This window comes from Amycolatopsis sp. NPDC051106, assembly GCF_040682775.1.
Classification (GTDB): Bacteria; Actinomycetota; Actinomycetes; order Mycobacteriales; family Pseudonocardiaceae; genus Amycolatopsis.
The window spans coordinates 1-16,134 of sequence record NZ_JBFBBQ010000143.1; the positions used below are offsets into that span (position 1 = coordinate 1).

Annotated in this window: 13 protein-coding genes and 1 pseudogene; 9 read left to right on the forward strand and 5 right to left on the reverse strand. The window is 71.7% G+C overall.

What is annotated here, in order from left to right; genetic code table 11:
* Window positions 1-298 precede the first annotated feature (298 nt).
* Complete coding sequence (locus AB0M83_RS46155) at window positions 299-1,420, reverse strand: CU044_5270 family protein (protein WP_364528345.1); 1,122 nt, start codon at window positions 1,418-1,420, stop codon at window positions 299-301.
* Entirely contained in the window at window positions 1,413-1,985 is a 573-nt protein-coding gene (locus AB0M83_RS46160; protein ID WP_364528348.1) for an RNA polymerase sigma factor, read from the reverse strand. The genes AB0M83_RS46155 and AB0M83_RS46160 overlap by 8 nt, the downstream gene beginning before the upstream one ends.
* A gap of 116 nt (window positions 1,986-2,101) precedes the next feature.
* Here AB0M83_RS46160 and AB0M83_RS46165 point away from each other — a divergent pair, with 116 nt between their 5' ends.
* The 3 genes from AB0M83_RS46165 (at window position 2,102) to AB0M83_RS46175 (ending at window position 8,373) form a co-directional block, all read left to right on the forward strand.
* Window positions 2,102-2,980 (forward strand): hypothetical protein, encoded by an 879-nt coding sequence (locus tag AB0M83_RS46165; protein ID WP_364528351.1) that lies wholly within the window; start codon window positions 2,102-2,104, stop codon window positions 2,978-2,980.
* Window positions 2,981-3,063: 83 nt separating this feature from the next.
* Entirely contained in the window at window positions 3,064-4,107 is a 1,044-nt protein-coding gene (locus AB0M83_RS46170; RefSeq protein WP_364528378.1) for a LacI family DNA-binding transcriptional regulator, read from the forward strand.
* 186 nt (window positions 4,108-4,293) lie between these two features.
* Window positions 4,294-8,373, forward strand: a complete 4,080-nt coding sequence (locus tag AB0M83_RS46175; RefSeq protein ID WP_364528354.1) for a beta-galactosidase — start codon at window positions 4,294-4,296, stop codon at window positions 8,371-8,373.
* Here AB0M83_RS46175 and AB0M83_RS46180 read toward each other — a convergent pair.
* Both AB0M83_RS46180 and AB0M83_RS46185 read right to left on the reverse strand, forming a co-directional pair.
* Window positions 8,354-9,061, reverse strand: coding sequence for a DUF6008 family protein (locus AB0M83_RS46180; protein ID WP_364528356.1), 708 nt, complete (start codon window positions 9,059-9,061; stop codon window positions 8,354-8,356). The genes AB0M83_RS46175 and AB0M83_RS46180 overlap by 20 nt on opposite strands.
* 110 nt (window positions 9,062-9,171) lie before the next feature.
* Window positions 9,172-9,789 (reverse strand): LysE family transporter, encoded by a 618-nt coding sequence (locus tag AB0M83_RS46185; RefSeq protein ID WP_364528359.1) that lies wholly within the window; start codon window positions 9,787-9,789, stop codon window positions 9,172-9,174.
* A gap of 219 nt (window positions 9,790-10,008) precedes the next feature.
* Between AB0M83_RS46185 and AB0M83_RS46190 the strand changes: the two genes are divergently transcribed.
* Together AB0M83_RS46190 and AB0M83_RS46195 are read left to right on the forward strand one after the other, a co-directional pair.
* On the forward strand, window positions 10,009-10,803 hold the full coding sequence (locus AB0M83_RS46190) for an SDR family oxidoreductase (RefSeq protein WP_364528361.1): 795 nt from the start codon (window positions 10,009-10,011) through the stop codon (window positions 10,801-10,803).
* 301 nt (window positions 10,804-11,104) lie between these two features.
* Window positions 11,105-11,230, forward strand: coding sequence for a hypothetical protein (locus AB0M83_RS46195; protein ID WP_364528364.1), 126 nt, complete (start codon window positions 11,105-11,107; stop codon window positions 11,228-11,230).
* Here AB0M83_RS46195 and AB0M83_RS46200 read toward each other — a convergent pair whose 3' ends face one another.
* Window positions 11,231-12,304 (reverse strand): hypothetical protein, encoded by a 1,074-nt coding sequence (locus tag AB0M83_RS46200; protein WP_364528367.1) that lies wholly within the window; start codon window positions 12,302-12,304, stop codon window positions 11,231-11,233.
* Between the two features lie 228 nt (window positions 12,305-12,532).
* Between AB0M83_RS46200 and AB0M83_RS46205 the strand changes: the two genes are divergently transcribed.
* The 4 genes and pseudogenes from AB0M83_RS46205 to AB0M83_RS46220 all read left to right on the forward strand — a co-directional run bounded on the left by AB0M83_RS46205 (window position 12,533) and on the right by AB0M83_RS46220 (window position 16,038).
* Window positions 12,533-12,787: a hypothetical protein gene (locus AB0M83_RS46205; protein WP_364528369.1), complete on the forward strand. Its 255-nt coding sequence runs from the start codon at window positions 12,533-12,535 to the stop codon at window positions 12,785-12,787.
* A gap of 170 nt (window positions 12,788-12,957) precedes the next feature.
* Window positions 12,958-13,797: pseudogene (locus AB0M83_RS46210) on the forward strand (glycoside hydrolase family 16 protein); the annotation flags it as partial.
* A 361-nt stretch (window positions 13,798-14,158) separates the two neighbouring features.
* Window positions 14,159-15,082 (forward strand): serine hydrolase, encoded by a 924-nt coding sequence (locus AB0M83_RS46215; protein ID WP_364528372.1) that lies wholly within the window; start codon window positions 14,159-14,161, stop codon window positions 15,080-15,082.
* Window positions 15,079-16,038, forward strand: a complete 960-nt coding sequence (locus AB0M83_RS46220; RefSeq protein ID WP_364528375.1) for an endonuclease/exonuclease/phosphatase family protein — start codon at window positions 15,079-15,081, stop codon at window positions 16,036-16,038. The genes AB0M83_RS46215 and AB0M83_RS46220 overlap by 4 nt, the downstream gene beginning before the upstream one ends.
* Window positions 16,039-16,134 lie beyond the last annotated feature (96 nt).

The window sequence follows — 16,134 nt, forward strand, 5'->3', positions numbered from 1 at the left end:
CGATCATGGGGAAGAAGAACAGCACGGAGATCGCGATGACCACCGCGCCCGCGAGATGTGACGCACCCAAAGCCACATTGGGGCGCTGACCGGCCGCCAACAAGCGGAACCCGGCAGGCGGAACCAGGCAGGCGAAACCGGCAGGGGGCTGGGAAGGCGGAACCCCGACAGGTGGGACCTGGCAGACGGATCGGGCAGGCGGAACCCGGCAGGCGGGACCCAAGACGCGAACCTGACAGGCCGTGAAGGGCACCTTCACAGACTTGAGGTCCCTGAAGGTGCCCTTCACGGCAGTGCGCTACTTGGCCGGGACCTCCCCGAGTCGGCTGGTGACCGCGGTCGTGATCGCGCTCGCGCCGAGTTCCGTGCCCGGCTTGATCCACGGCTGGTCCGGCTCCGCGCCGGCGATCGACCGCTCGCCGATGAACCTGCCCGTCACCGGGTCGATGATCAGCTGCCGGATCTCGTGCCGGTCGTCGAGGCCGAGCGCGACGCCCGTGCGGCCGTCGAGGTTCGTCTCCGCCGCCAGCACCGTCATGCCCGGGATCTTCGCCAGCGCCCGGTACCACTGCGCGCGCAGCTCGGCGGGCATCACCCCGGCCCGCAGGATCTCGATGCCGAAGTGGAACATCGCGGACGGCGTCGAGCCGCGGCCCTTCGTCAGGCTCTGCAGCTTCGCGTACAGCGCGGCCGGGTCGTGCGGCAGCTTCGCGTAGAACGCCGGGCTGTCCCAGTCCGTGGGGTCGTCGCACTTCTTCGCCGGCTTCGACTTCGGGAAGAAGTCGCCGCACCGGCCCTGCCACTGGCCCTGGTCGGTGTCGGTGATCTCCGGCTCGGGCGACTGGGACTGCGGCTGCGACCCGCCCAGGAACTTGCCGGTGTCGAGGATCTTGCGGTTCTGCTGCCAGACGTCGTGGGCGTTGGCCGGGATCCAGAGGTCGACCTGCTGCTCCCACAGGTACGTGTAACCGGTCGCGTCGCCGGTCTGGACGCCGCGCCCGACCCACGTGTGCTCGCCGACGTACCGGAACTGCCCGGGGCCGACGGGCTGGTCGACCGCGCCGACGCTGAGGTCGGCCGCCCGGTCCAGCACCTGCGTCGCCGACATCAGCTTGATGTCGGGCCAGTTCGCGGTCGGGTTCGCGCCCGGGTTCGTGCTCGGCGCCGGGGGCGCGGGCGCCGGCCCGGCGGTGGGCCCGGACGAACCCGTCTGGACGACGGCGACCGTCACCGCGACCACCCCGGCCACGGCGGCGGCGATCGGCAGGCCGAACCGGCGGGCGCGCCTCGGCCGCAGCGGCACGACGGTCGAGCCGGCGTCCAGCTCCGCCATCAGCTTCGCGCGGGCCGCGGTCAGGTCGGCGGGTGCCTTGCGGGCGTCGCGGTGGAGCAGCTCGAGGGTGTCGTCGAGCTCATGCATGGGGGTTCTCCTCGGTGGGGACGAGCAGGGCCTGGAGGCGGTGGCGGACGCGGTGCAGGCGCGAGCGGACCGTGCTGGCGGGCACGCCGAGCGCCTCGGCGACTTCGGCCGGTTCCAGCCCGGCCCAGGACGTGAGCAGCAGGACGTCACGGTCCTGTTCGGACAGCGCGGCGAGCTCGCCGGCCAGGACGCGCAGGCGTGCGGCCGCGTCGACCCGGCCGGCCACCGCGGCGTCGTGGTTTTCTTCCGGACGCTCTTCGGCGCCGGCCTTCGCCGTCAGCTGGAACCCGCGGACCTCCTGGCGCACGTGGTTGCGCAGCAGGTTGGTCGCGATCCCGTAGAGCCAGCCGCGGATCGGCGCCTTCTCGGGGTCGTAGCTGGTCCGTCTGCGCAGCGCGACGACGAACGTCTCCGCCACGAGGTCGTCGGCGGCGTGCACGCCCACCCGGCCCGCGAGGTAGCCGCGCAGGGGATGGGCGTACTCGTCGAAGAGCCGCGAGAAGACCTCTTTCGGATCCTTCGCGGCGAGGTCGGGCCGGTCGAGCCGTTCCACGATTCTGGTCACGCTACTGGTTGTCGCGACCCATAGCCCGCGTCCCCGATCGCCCGGCCGGATGAGACGCAGGCCACATTCGGGTCCTTCCGGCCGAACACTTCCGCGGCGTGTGGACAAGAGCCGGTATGCACAGGGGAAACGCGATGCTGCTGGCCGGGACGTGCGCCGGCGCGGTGGCGGCGATGCTCGTCGTGGCCGCGGCGATCCGGCCGCCGGCACCCGTCGCCGCGGCCGGCCCGCCGCTCACGACCGCGCCGTCGTTGACGACGAGCATCGCGACGACGGCGACTTCGGCACCGCCGGCGACGCCGGTGAAGCCGGTGCCGGAGGGCGCCTCGCTGGCGAAGCTCGTGCCGGGGAAGCTCAGCGTGCTCGTCCACGACCGCAAGAACGGCCGTGACGTCGTCTCGTACCGCCCGGACGCGACCTACACCTCCGCGTCGCTGGTCAAGCTGTTCATCGCCTTCGAAGCCCTGCGGCGAGGCGAGCCCGCCGGTGAGGTCGCCGAAATGCTGTCCCGCAGCGACGACGACATCGCGAGCCGGCTCTGGACGAAGCTCGGCGAGGCGAAGATCGTCACGTCGTGGGCGGCACGGATCGGGCTGCGGGCGACGACCCCGCCCGCCGACGCCGGGCACTGGGGCAGCACCCTCGTCACCGCCGCCGACCTCGTCCGCACCTACCGGTACCTCATGGACGACGCCCCGGCGGGCACCCGGCAGGTCGTCCTGCGCGCGCTCGACGGCGCCACCGAACACGGCGCGGACGGCTTCGACCAGTTCTTCGGCATCCCGGGTGCGGTCACCGCGACCGACTGGGCGGTGAAGCAGGGCTGGTCCTGCTGCGACCCGGGCCGCAACCTGCACACCAGCGGGCTCGTCGGCGGGCGCCGCTACATCGTCGTCGTGCTGAGCGCCCAGCCCGCCGCCACTTCCTGGGCGAAGGCGTCCCAGAACGTCACGGCGGTCGTGAAAGCGCTCTCCGTCCCGCTCGGCTGGTCCTGACGCGCCCGGCGTCCGCCGGTGCCGGCCCCTTCGGCGGTACGGTCTCGTGGGTGGTGGCACAGCACGAAGTGGAGGGGGCCAGGGTGGTGGACCGGGCGAAGCCGGGGGAGCAGGCCAGGACGTCGGCCCCGGGGCCGCGGCAGCCCAGCCTGGCCGACGTCGCCGGCATGGCCGGGGTGTCGCACATGACCGTCTCGCGCGTGGTCAACGAGAGCGGGCCGGTGCGCCCGGAGACCCGCGAGCGCGTCCTCGCCGCCGTGCAGAAGCTCGGGTACCGGCCCAACACCGCCGCGCGGACGCTGGTCACCGGCCGGTCGGGCACGCTCGGCGTGGTCGCGCTGGAGTCGAACCTCTACGGGCCGGCGAGCACCCTGTACGGCATCGAAAACGCGGCGCGCGAAGCCGGGTACGGCGTCGCGATCTGCAGCGTCACCCGGCCGGGCCGGACGTCGATCGGCGACGCGGTGGAGAGCCTGCGGCGCCAGGCGGTCGAGGGGATCGTCGTCATCGCCCCGCACGTCACGGCCGGGCGGGCGCTGGCCGCGGTGCCGGGCGACATCCCGGTGGTGGCGGTCGGCGGTGGCAAGTCGGCGCCCGTGCCGGTGATCTCGGTCGACCAGTACGACGGCGCCCGCCGCGCCACCGAGCACCTGCTCGCCCTCGGCCACCGCACGGTCTGGCACGTCGCCGGACCGGAGGACTGGCTGGAGGCGCGCGACCGCGAACGCGGCTGGCGCGAAACCCTGGAACGACGCGGCCTCCGGGTGCCGGCGGTCGTGCGCGGCGACTGGAGCCCGCGGTCCGGCTACGAGGCCGGCCGGGCGCTGGTCGGCAAGCGCGGGCTGAAGGCGGTGTTTTCGGCCAACGACCAGATGGCGCTGGGTGTGCTGCGCGCGTTCACCGAGGCCGGGATCCGCGTGCCGGAGGACGTCCACGTCGCCGGCTTCGACGACGTCCCGGAGGCGGCGTACTTCAACCCGCCGCTGACGACGGTCCGCCAGGACTTCATCGAGGTCGGCCGGAAGACGTTCGGGCTCCTGGAAGACCGCATGGCGGGCGGCGACGTCCGGGCGCGGCACCTCGTGCCGGCCGAGCTGATCGTGCGGGAGAGCACCGGCCCCCGCTGAAACGTCTTGAATGAGTCATTCAGGACTTCCGACGACCTGAATGACTCATTCAAGACATTCGCGGAGTGCTGTTAGCGCTAACACTACCTCGGCACTGATCCATCCCGGTGTTGTATCTTGACCGCTTCTGTGTGATCGGCGAAGCATCGTGTTCGGTTCTGGTCCCCGCCGCCCGGAGGTCCCCGCATGCGTGCCGTCGTCCGGACTCTGCTCGTCGCCGTGCTCGCCCTGGTCGGGGTGACCGTCCCGCCGGCCACGGCCGCGCCGCCGAAGGCCGGGCACACCGTCACCTACGACGGCTACTCCTTCCTGGTCGACGGCAACCGCACCTACCTCTGGTCGGGGGAGTTCCACTCCTACCGCCTCCCGAGCCCCGACCTCTGGCTCGACATCTTCCAGAAGATGAAGGCGGCCGGCTTCAATTCGACGTCGCTGTACTTCGACTGGGGCTACCACTCGCCGCGCCAGGGCGTCTACGACTTCACCGGCGTCCGCGACCTCGACAAGCTCCTCGACGTGGCGCAGCAGGCCGGGCTCTACGTCATCGCGCGGCCCGGGCCCTACATCAACGCGGAGGTCGACGGCGGCGGCTTCCCGACCTGGCTGTCCACCACCCCCGGCCACACCCGCAGCGCCGACCCCGTCTACCTGAAGTACTCCGACGAGTGGCAGACGCAGATCGACCGGATCATCGCGCGCCACCAGCTCACGAACGGCACCGGCAGCGTGCTCGCCTACCAGGTCGAGAACGAGTACTACAACGGCAACGCCGACGGCCGCGCGTACATGAAGCACCTCGAAGACAAGGCCCGCGCCGACGGCATCACCGTTCCCTTGGTGGGCAACAACAACGGCACCTTCAACGCCGGCGACGCCGCGCTCGACGTCGACGCCGCCGACTCCTACCCGCAGGGCTTCGACTGCTCCAACCCGACGCGCTGGAACGGCGTCCCCGACATCAGCTATGACCACGTCCCCGGCAAGCCGCTGATCACCGCCGAATTCCAGGGCGGCGCCTTCGACCCGTGGGGCGGCCCGGGCTACGAGAAGTGCGCGCAGCTGATCAACGACCAGTTCGCCAACGTCTTCTACAAGCAGAACATCGCGGTCGGCGCCACCGGCCAGAGCTTCTACATGCTGCACGGCGGCACGTCGTGGGGCTGGAGCGCGATCCCGCAGAACTACACGTCCTACGACTACGGCGCCGCGATCACCGAAGCCCGGCAGTTCGACCCGAAGTACAACGAAGACAAGCTGATCGGCTACTTCACCCAGTCCGTCGCCCCGCTGACCAAGACCGACGGGCTGGCCGGCGCGCCGCTCACCGATCCGGCCCTCACCGACACCGCCCGGATCAACCCGGACACCCGCACGCAGTTCCACACCCTGCGCCACACCGATTCGACGTCCACCGCCACGAACACCACCAGCCTCGCGCTCGACCTCGCCGCGCACGCCGGCTACACCTACGACGACCGCGCGGGCGAGGTCGGCTACACCGGCACCTGGAGCCACGTCGGGCCGGAGGTGAACTACACCGGCGGCGACTACCAGCACACCGAGTCGTTCTCGGAGGTCACCGGCGACAGCGTGAGCATCCCCTTCACCGGCACCGGGATCCGCTGGGTGACGTCGAAGGACCCGAGCCACGGCATCGCCGACGTCTACCTCGACGACGCGAAGGTCAGCACCGTCGACCTCTACGCGGCGAGCAAGCAGAACCAGGTCACCGGCTACGAGGTGCGCGGCCTGCCCGCCGGGGCGCACACGCTGAAGATCGTCGTCACCGGGCAGAAGAACGCGAACGCGACCGGGCCGTTCGTCGTGGTCGACGCCGTCGACCTGCTGTCGGGCAGCGCCGACTACTACCCGGTCGTGCCGCAGCAGCCCGGCACCGGCCTCACGCTGAACGGCCGGCAGTCGAAGATCGTCGTCGCCGGGTACGACCTCGGGCGGACGCGGATGCAGTATTCGACGTCGGAGATCATGACGAGCGCGGCCATCGGCGGCCGGGACGTCGCGGTCCTCTACGGGGACAAGGGTGGCCCGGGCGAAACCGTGCTGCGGTTCGCGCAGCAGCCGTCCGTGCAGGTGCTCGGCGGCAGCGCGACGTCCACTTGGGACGCGGCCCGTGGCGACCTGCGGCTGAACTACACCCACGACGGCCTGGCTCGTGTGCTCGTCACCGCCCCCGGGCAGCGCCCGTTGCTCCTGCTGCTCGCCGACAAGGCGACGGCGGCGACGTTCTGGCGCCAGGACACCGCGGCGGGCCCGGTGCTGGTCCGCGGCACGCACCTGGTGCGGACCGCGGTCGACGACCACGGCACCCTCGCGTTGACCGGCGACACCGGCACCGACGGCGCGTTCGAGGTCTTCGGCAGCGAGAAGTCGGTGTCGTGGAACGGATCCCGGGTCGCGACCCGGCCGACGTCGAGCGGCAGTCTCGACGCCACCGCGCCGACGGCGCAGGCCGTGACGCTCCCGGCGTTGAGCGGCTGGAAGCACCAGCAGGAGTCGCCGGAGAGCCAGCCCGGCTTCGACGACTCGGCCTGGCCGGTGGCCGACAAGGACACCTCCAACAGTTCGACGGCGGTCGGCACGAAACCGGTGCTCTTCGCCGACGACTACGGCTTCCACACCGGCAACACGTGGTACCGCGGCCGGTTCACCGGCGACGGGAAGCAGACCGGGATCACGCTGTCGAGCCAGAGCGGCGGGCCGGCCGGTGCGTTCTCGGTGTGGCTCAACGGTGTCTTCCTCGGCAGCTCGAAGGATCCCCAGCACACTTTCCCCTTCCCGGCGGGCGCGCTGCGCGCGGGGGAGAACGAGCTCTCCGTGCTCACCGTGAACATGGGCCACGAGGAGGACTACGGCGCGAACAACGGCAACAAGGCCGCGCGCGGGCTCATCTCCGCCCGGCTGACCGGGGCGCCGCTGACGTCGGTGACCTGGCGGCTGCAGGGTGTCCGCGGCGGCGAGACGGGGCTCGACCCGGTCCGGGGGCCGCTCAACACCGGCGGGCTGTACGGCGAGCGCGCGGGCTGGTCCCTGCCCGGCTTCCCCGACGGGCGCTGGACGCCGGCTTCGTTGCCGGCGAAGGACTCGACGCCGGGCGTGTCCTGGTACCGGACCACCGCCGACCTGGATCTGCCGCGCGGCCAGGACACCTCGCTCGGCCTGACGATCACCGACGATCCCGCGCGGCAGTACCGGGCGCTGATCTTCGTCAACGGCTGGCAGCTCGGCCAGTACGTCAACTACCTCGGGCCGCAGCACAGCTTCCCGATCCCGAACGGGATCCTGAACCCGAACGGCCGCAACACCATCGCCGTGGCGGTGTGGAACCTCGACGGCAGCACGGGCGGTCTCGGCAAGATCACCTGGGCGAACTACGGCAGCTACCGCTCGCCGTTGACGGTGAAGCAGAACGCCTCGCCCGGCTTCGACCCCGGGCGGTACGCGATGCCGGCGGCGCCGACCGCGGGGGTGTCCCTGACCGCGCCGGACACCGTGTCGGGCGGGCAGTCGTTCACCGCTTCGGCGACGGTGCGGGTGCCCGCGGGCGCGCCGCCGGCGTTCGACGTGAAGCCGGTGCTGACCGCGCCGGCCGGGTGGACGGTCGGGCCCGCGTCCCCGCCTTCGGTCGCGCGCATCGACGGCGGCGGCTCGGCGTCGTTCTCGTGGCCCGTCACCGCTCCATCCACAGTGGACACGGCCGCGCTGAAGGTGGCGGTGGCGTACCGGCAGGCCGGACGGCCCGGATCGGTGTCCGGCGAACGCATCGTCGGCGCCGTGCCTCCGGCACCACCCGCGGGCGAGGTGGCGGTGAGCTCGCTGCCGTTCCTGACGGCGACGAACGGCTGGGGCCCGGTCGAGCGTGACGCCAGCAACGGCGAGGCGAGCGCGGGCGACGGCAAGCCGATGACCGTCGGCGGGGTCGCGTACGCGAAGGGCTTGGGCGTGCACGCGGCGAGTGACGTCCAGCTCTACCTGGCCGGCGCCTGCACCCGGCTGACCGCTTCGGCCGGCGTCGACGGCGAGACAGGCACCGGTGGCAGCGTGAGTTTCAGCGTCTCGGTGGACGGCGTGACCCGGGTGACGACGCCGGTGGTGCGCGGCGGGCAGGCGGCGGTCCCGATCGACGTCGACGTCACCGGCGCCCAGGTCCTGGACCTGCTGGTGAGCGACGGCGGGGACGGCAACGGCAACGACCACGCGGACTGGGCGGCGCCGACGCTGACCTGCGCTACGCCGCCTGCCGGGTGACCTCCGGGACCGGCCGGAGGAAGAAGGTGGCGCGGACTTCGCGACGTTCGCGCCACAGGTGGTACAGCGCCAATCCGAAGATGATCGAACCGACCACGTTCGCGACGAAGTGCCACCACACGCGGTAGGTCGTCAGCCCGGTGCCCGGGTCGACGAGGCCGAAGAACGTCGACAGCCCGATCGCGCGGGGCGCGCCGAAGCCGATCGAGAGCGTGAGGGCCAGGTGCTCGAGCCCGTGCAGGCCCTGCATCCACACGCCCATCTTCGCCCAGCGGCGGGCGCGGGTGCCCAGTGCCCGCCGCGTGATCACCATGACCCCGGCGAGCCCGGCGAGGAAGACGCAGTTGCCGGTGAGGTGCAGCAGCTCCATCCCGAACGTCTTGCGGTCCGGCAGAAGCGTCTGCAAGCCGTTCGCGAGCCCGGTGCCCCACGGTGTCATCCACGCGGGGGAGTCCGGGTGCCCGAGCCAGTAACCGACCTGGGCGATGTGCTCCTGGACGTGGCCGAGCTGCCCGAGCACGCCGACACCGATCACCGCGACCGAGCCGCGGTACACCCACGGGCGCACCGGCCCCCGGTTCGCGTACGCCAGGACACCGACCGCCGCCCCCATCGCGAGCGCCCAAAGCACCAGCAGGGTCGCTCCCGCGATGTCCCAGCCGGACATCGTCCCCATCGGCATCGTCATGGCCGCCTCCGTCCGCGTCCCGCCCAGGCTAGCCGCGGAACCGGGCGCCGAACGTCTTCCGTCGTGCGGCCGGAAACCGGGCAAAGCGTTACACCGCAACGGTTTCCCCCTCAGGTGAGGACAAGCCGGACGGCCAGGGCGGCGATCACCGCGCTCGACACCAGCGCCGTCACCAACCGGCCACGCGGTCCGGTGAGGACCCGGCCGAGCAGGGCCCCGCCGCCGGCCAGGAGGGCCTGCCAGCTCGCCGAGGCGGCGAACGCGGCGAGCACGAACACGACCTGCTCGGGCACCGACACCGCGGTGCCGGCGCGGTCGCCGACGACCAGGGCGGTGAAGTAGACGACGGTCGTCGGGTTCACCAGCGTGATGCCGAGCAGGCTGACGTAGGCGCGGCCGGGCGCGAGCGGCGTCACGGGCCGGGCGGTCGCGCCGCGGTGGGACCGCAGCGCCAGGACGGCGCCGCGGATCGCCAGCACGAGCAGGATCCCGGCCGACGCCAGCCGCAACGGCCCGGCGATCGGGGCGACGAGTCCCGCGACCGCGGCGCCGCCGAGCACCGCCACCAGCGCGTACACGCCGTCGGCCGTGGCAACGCCGAGAGCCGCGGCCAAGCCGGTGCGCAGCGACGTGCGGGCGGTGAGCGCGACGAGGTAGGTCGCGACGGCGCCGACCGGGATCGCGATGCCGTAGCCGGCCAGCAGGCCGGCGACCAGCGCGCCGGTCACGGTGCCGGAGTGCTCGACCTCCGCGGGCGCCCCGGCTGCTGCCGGACCGGCGCGGGGGTCGCGGCGACGGTCGGCGGGAGCGAGGTGCGGTTCGAGGTCATGCGCCGAGGGTGGCGGCGACGGGCCCGTTGCGGCAACCGGTTTTCCAGCCGGTGCGCCCCGGGCAGCTGTGCTTGAATCGGCGCCGGAGAAGAGGCCGACGCGAGGAAGGGTTTGCAGATGCGGGTCGACCTGAGCGGGAAGACGGCGCTGGTCACCGGGTCCACCCAGGGCATCGGCTCGGCGATCGCGGCCGGACTCGCGGCCGCCGGCGCGCGGGTCGCGATCAACGGCCGGAGCGAGACCGGGGTCTTGAAGGCCATCGCGCGCCTCAAGGAGGATCTGCCGGACGCCGACCTGGTGCCGGCGCCGGGTGACGTCTCGGACGAGGCCGGCGCGGCGCAGGTCGTCGAGGAGGTGCCGGACGCCGACATCCTCGTCAACAACCTCGGCATCTTCGGTGCCCAGGAGCCCCTGGACATCACCGACGCCGACTGGCGGCGGTACTTCGAGGTCAACGTCCTGGCCGCGGTGCGGCTCACCCGCGCCTACCTGCCCGGCATGACCGGGCGCGGCTGGGGCCGGATCCAGTACATCGCCAGCGATTCGGCGATCGTGATCCCGGCCGAGATGATCCACTACGGAGTGTCGAAGACGGCGCTGCTCGGCGTCTCACGCGGGTTCGCCAAGCACGCGGCCGGCACCGGGGTCACGGTGAACGCGGTGATCGCGGGGCCGACGCACACCGGCGGCGTCGAGGACTTCGTCTACGAGCTGGTGGACAAGGACCTGCCGTGGGACGAGGCGCAGCGGGAGTTCATGAAGAAGCACCGGCCGCAGTCGTTGCTGCAGCGCCTGATCGAGCCCGAGGAGATCGCGAACCTGGTGGTGTACCTCAGTTCCCCGTTCGCCTCGGCGACGACGGGCGCGGCCGTGCGCGTCGACGGCGGGTACGTCGACTCGATCGTGCCGTAGACCCGCTCCCGCCCGGGCGCACGGGGGAGGCCCGGGAGGGAACGGGAGTTGGGGCCGGTACGGGGGCCGCCTCGCGGCGGAAGGCACGACACGGCTCCAGCGTTACCGGTATTCCGTGAAGGCAAGGGGTGAGGCCCGGGGGCACCGCCGTACCGACACCCGGTACAACGCCTGGGCCGGTCCGGTGTTCCCGTGACCCGGGGTGACGTGCGTCGCCACCATTCGGGGTACCCCGCGCAGGTGTCGCCCGGACGAGCGCGCCGGCTGTCCCGATCGGCCCGCGTGGTTCATGATCGACTTCATGGACCACATCGAGACACCGGCGACACCCGCCCGAGGCCTGCGGCGGGTCCTCCTCGCGGTGGCGGCGGGCGCAGTGCTCGCCGCCACCGCGTGGGTGGCCCTGTGGCTGGCCATGAACCTGTGATTACGGCGTGACCGGGATGTTCGTCAGTCCCGCTGTCGCGTTCGTGACCGTGTTCGACGCGTACACCACGTTCGGGTTCGCCGCGCACTTCGACACCGAGCTGATCTTGATCGCGTAGGCGCCGGCCCCGCCCAGGTCGGACTTGTTGTTCCGCCACACGTTCCCGCAGCCGTTGGCGAACGACGGCGAGGTGCTCGTGTTGTGGTTCTCGTAGCCGTTGGCGAACGTGCCGGGTGCGGAGAAGGTGCCCGTGTTGTTCTCGATCGTGTAGCCGATGCCCTTGACGTCGATCCAGGAGTCCGCCGAGTTCTCGCCGGAGATGCCGCGGCCGTCGAAGGTGTTGCCGCGGATCAAGCCGTCGAACGTGCCTTCCTTGACGTCGATGGGTTCCGCCGCGACGAACGGGCCGATGTGGTTGTCCAGCACCTGGATCCGGTCGCCGCGGTCGACGCCGCCGGAGTTGCCGTGGCAGGCCCAGTTCGAGTGGGCCGAGCCGAGGTAGACGCCTTCGCCGTAGCTGGGCTGCACCAGTCCGGTGTAGGTGATCGTCGAGTTCTTCAGCACGCTGTCGGCCGACGAGCGGCGGAAGTGGACCGCCTCCTCGTCGACGTGGTGGACGGTCACGCCGTCGATCGTCGTGTGCGGCGAGTCGTCGACGACGATGCCCTTCTTGGACTCCTGCACGGTGAAGCCGGTGAGGTTCCAGTACGGCGCGCCGGAGAGCCACAGTCCGTAGCCCGAGTCCCAGCCCGCGGTCGGCGCGGGGCAGCCGGGGGCTTCGCCCGACGGGCCGTCGTTGATCAGGACGGCGTTCGCCGGGCCCGCCAGCGTGATGGGTTTCGCGGCGGTGCCGGACTTCGTCGTGACGAACGAGCCTCGGTAGGTGCCGGCCGCCAGCTCGATCACCTGACCCGGGACGGCGTTGGCGAGAGCGGCCTGCAGCTGGGCGGCCGTCGAGACGCCGGTCCCGCCGGTGGCGGACAGGTTCGCCGCCGCGGCCTGCGCGCCGGTCAGCGCGAGCGCGGCCGAGATCGTGGCGGCACCGAGGAGGACGGCACGGCTTCGTGGGGACACCAAGAACCTCCGGGAACGGGAACAGCGGAGGTGTTGCGGCGTACACCCGGACCTTCCCTTTATAGGTCAGGCATGTGACGTGCGTCAATGAGCTGAACGATGGTCATGGATGTGAACGATTGGCTGGGGTGACACTTTCCGGTGACCCGGAGGTGAACGCGCGTCCGACGGGGAATCTTCTCCAGCACAAACCCCTGGCACACAGGGAAAGTGCGGAAGGAGAGCACGATGAAGATCCGAATGGCCTCCGGGCTGGCGGCCGCGGCGCTCACGGTTTCCGCGGTGGTCGCCGTGGCGGCTCCGGCGTCGGCCGACCCCGTCCCGGGCAACCGGACCCAGTTCTACGCCTACTGCGTGGTCGACCTGGCCGGCGTGCCGGTGGCCTGCACGCAGGCCGACGAGGCGCACGCGACGCACATCTGCCAGTACCTGGCGACTCCGCTGGGCATCGGCCTCGACTGCATCCAGCGCTCGGCCGCCTGAGTTGCCCGAAAGTACCCGGTGGTCCGGACCATCGGGTACTCGTCGGAAAATGTCCGACCGGTTAACCTTGTTCTTCGCCACCTATCCGTTCATACTTTGTTGCCATCCACAACAAATAGGGTGCCGGTGAGCCGCCAGCCGTCGCCCGCGGAACGGAAGGGGCGACGACGATGTCGACCAGGAACTCCGCCCGATGGCGGCGGACGACCCGCCTGCTGGTGGCACCCGCGGCCCTCCTCGTGGCCGGCGCCTTGGTGACCGCACCGCAGGTCCAGGCAGCACCGGCGTCGGTGCTGGCCTCTTTCACCGACGACTTCGACGGCCCGGCGGGCAGCGGGGTCGACGGCGGGAAGTGGGTCCACGAAACCGGCGACAACGTGAACAACCACGAGCGTCAGTGGTACACCGACGGCACCGCCAACGCGGCGCTCGACGGCCAGGGCCACCTCGTGATCACCGCCAAGAAGGAGAACAGCGGGAACAACTGCTGGTACGGCGCCTGCGAGTACACGTCGGCGCGGCTCAACACCTCCGGCAAGTTCACCGCGTCGTCCGGGCACATCGAGGCCCGGATGAAGCTGCCGCGCGGGCAGGGCATGTGGCCCGCGTTCTGGATGCTGGGCTCGGACATCGGCAACGTCGGCTGGCCGCAGTGCGGCGAGATCGACATCATGGAGAACGTCGGCTTCGAGCCGAACACCGTGCACGGCACCATCCACGGCCCGGGCTACTCGGGTTCGGGCGGCATCGGCGCGGCCTACAACGGCCCGAACTTCTCCGACGACTTCCACACGTACGCGATCGACTGGTCCGCCGATCGCATCGTCTGGTCGGTCGACGGCAACGCCTACCAGACCCGCACGCCGGCCGACGTCGGCGGCAACCAGTGGGTGTTCAACCACGACTTCTTCGTGATCCTGAACCTGGCGGTCGGCGGCTACTGGCCCGGCGACCCCGACGGCAGCACCCAGTTCCCGCAGCAGCTCGTGGTCGACTACGTCCACGTGAGCTGAGGGGCCCAGACCAGCGGGACCGGCTTCTCTCCGTGCGCGGCGGAGGGGGGCCGGTCCCGCGCCATTTCCGCCGCCGGCCCGAACTCGACGCAGTGAATGACTCATTCCTGGCGCCGGACGCCAGGAATGAGTCATTCACTGCGGTGGAGGCGGCCCCGGCGCGGGCCCGCAGGCGACTTCGCTGGGGCTCTGCGTCGGGTGGCGTGAACGGGTCGTTCACGGCGTCGGAGCCCGCCTCTGGTACAGAACCGGGACATTTCTGGTTCAGACCTGTCGAACAACCCCGACGGCCCGGCGATCTTCTCCGGACAAAGTGACGGTGTGCGCTCGAGAAGCGCCCCGGCACCCGGAGGAACCCATGTCCCGTACCCGCATCCCACCCGTCGCCGGCGGGCTCGCCGCCGCCGTGGCGGTGGCTCTCGCCGTGGCCTGCTGGGTGCTCTTCCCGCCCACCGTCGACGGCCGCGCGAGTGCCGCGCGGCCCGTCGTCGACCTCCCGCTGCCGTGGCCGGCCGAGGGACAGGCCAGCGTCGAGGTGCAGGGCCTGGGTTCGCTGGGCAGCCGCGGGGATCGGCAGCCCGTGCCGATCGCGAGCGTCACCAAGGTCATGACCGCCTACGTCGTGCTGAAGGACCATCCGCTCGCCGGGGGTGAGGCGGGTCCGCGGATCACCGTCGACCAGCAGGCGGAAGCCGAGTCGACGTCGTCCGAGGAGTCGACCGCCCCGGTCCGCGCCGGGCGCGAGATCAGCGAACGGGACCTCCTGTCGCTCATGCTCGTCCCGTCCGGCAACAACGTCGCCCGCCTGCTCGCCCGGTGGGACGCCGGCAGCCAGGAAGCGTTCGTCGCGAAGATGAACCGCGAGGCCGCCGCGCTCGGCATGACCAGCACCACCTACACCGGCGCCAGCGGGGTCGAGGACTCGACGACGAGCACCGCCACCGACCAGCTGCGGCTGGCGCGCGAAGTCATGAAGAACGACGTGATCCGCGCGATCGTCGGCACCGCGAGCCTGCGTGTCGACGGCGTGCCCGGTGACGTCGTCAACACCAACACCCTCCTCGGCCGCCACGGCGTGATCGGGCTGAAGACCGGCTCGTCGACCGCGGCCGGCGGCGCCCTGATGTGGGCGGCGCGGACCGGCGGCGGCGCGCTGATCCTCGGTGTCGTCCTGCACCAGAACCCGGGCGGCAGCCCGGCGGCCGGGCTGCGGGCCGCGCTGGAAACCAGCGAGACGCTCATCTCGGCGATCCAGCGGGAACTGCCGGCGGCGACCCGGTGACGGCGACCCTGGAACCGGAAACGACCGCGCCGGACCGCGGAACCTGGCGCCGCGGCCGGGGCATCGCGGTTTTCTCCGCCCTGACGGCGGTGCTCCTGCTCGCGCACTCGCTGGTGCCCAACTGGGTGGGCAACGCCGGCAGCCTGCTGGAGACGTTCCTGCCGTGGACGGGCCTGCTCGTGCTGCCCCTGCTCGTGGCGGCGCTCGTCCGGCGTTCCGCGCTCGCGCTCGTGTCGCTGCTGCTGCCGGCGTTGGTCTGGGGCGGCTCCTTCGGCGGCAGGCTGATCGACAAGACGGGAGCCGGCGGCGACCTGACGATCGTCTCCCACAACGTCAACGACGAGAACCCGGACCCGGCCGGCACCGCGCGCGCCCTGGCCGCCTCGGGTGCGCAGGTGATCGCGTTGGAGGAGCTGAAGAAGTCCGAGATCCCGAAGTACGAAGACGCGCTCGCGGCCGGCTACCCGCACCACTCGGTGCAGGGGACGGTCGGAGTCTGGAGCACGTTCCCGCTGAGCGACACACGTCCGGTGGCGATCATGCCGTGGACCCGTGCGCTCCGGACCACAGTGGACACTCCGAAGGGCCCGGTGGCGGTCTTCGTCGCGCACCTGCCGTCGGTCCGCGTCCGGCTCGATGCGGGCTTCACGGCCACCGGGCGCGACGAAGCGATCGGCCTGCTCGCCGACGCGGTGGCGGGGGAGCCGGCGCCGCGCACGATCCTGGTCGGCGACTTCAACGGCACGGCCGACGACCGGGCTCTCGCGCCCATCACCGCGCGGATGCGGTCCGCGCAGGACGACGCGGGCGACGGGTTCGGGTTCAGCTGGCCCGCCGGGCTGCCGCTGGCGCGGATCGACCAGGTCTTCGTGACGGGGGTGCGACCGGTGGCGTCATGGACGTTGCCCGCGACGGGCAGCGACCACCTCCCGGTCGCGGCCGCCCTGGCGCTCTGACGTCGCTGGCCGACGTGCTCGCCGGCGTCGGCGCGGCCATCGACGCGCTCGGTGGTGGCTTCACGCTCGCGTACACGACGCTGGCGGTGGTCGCGA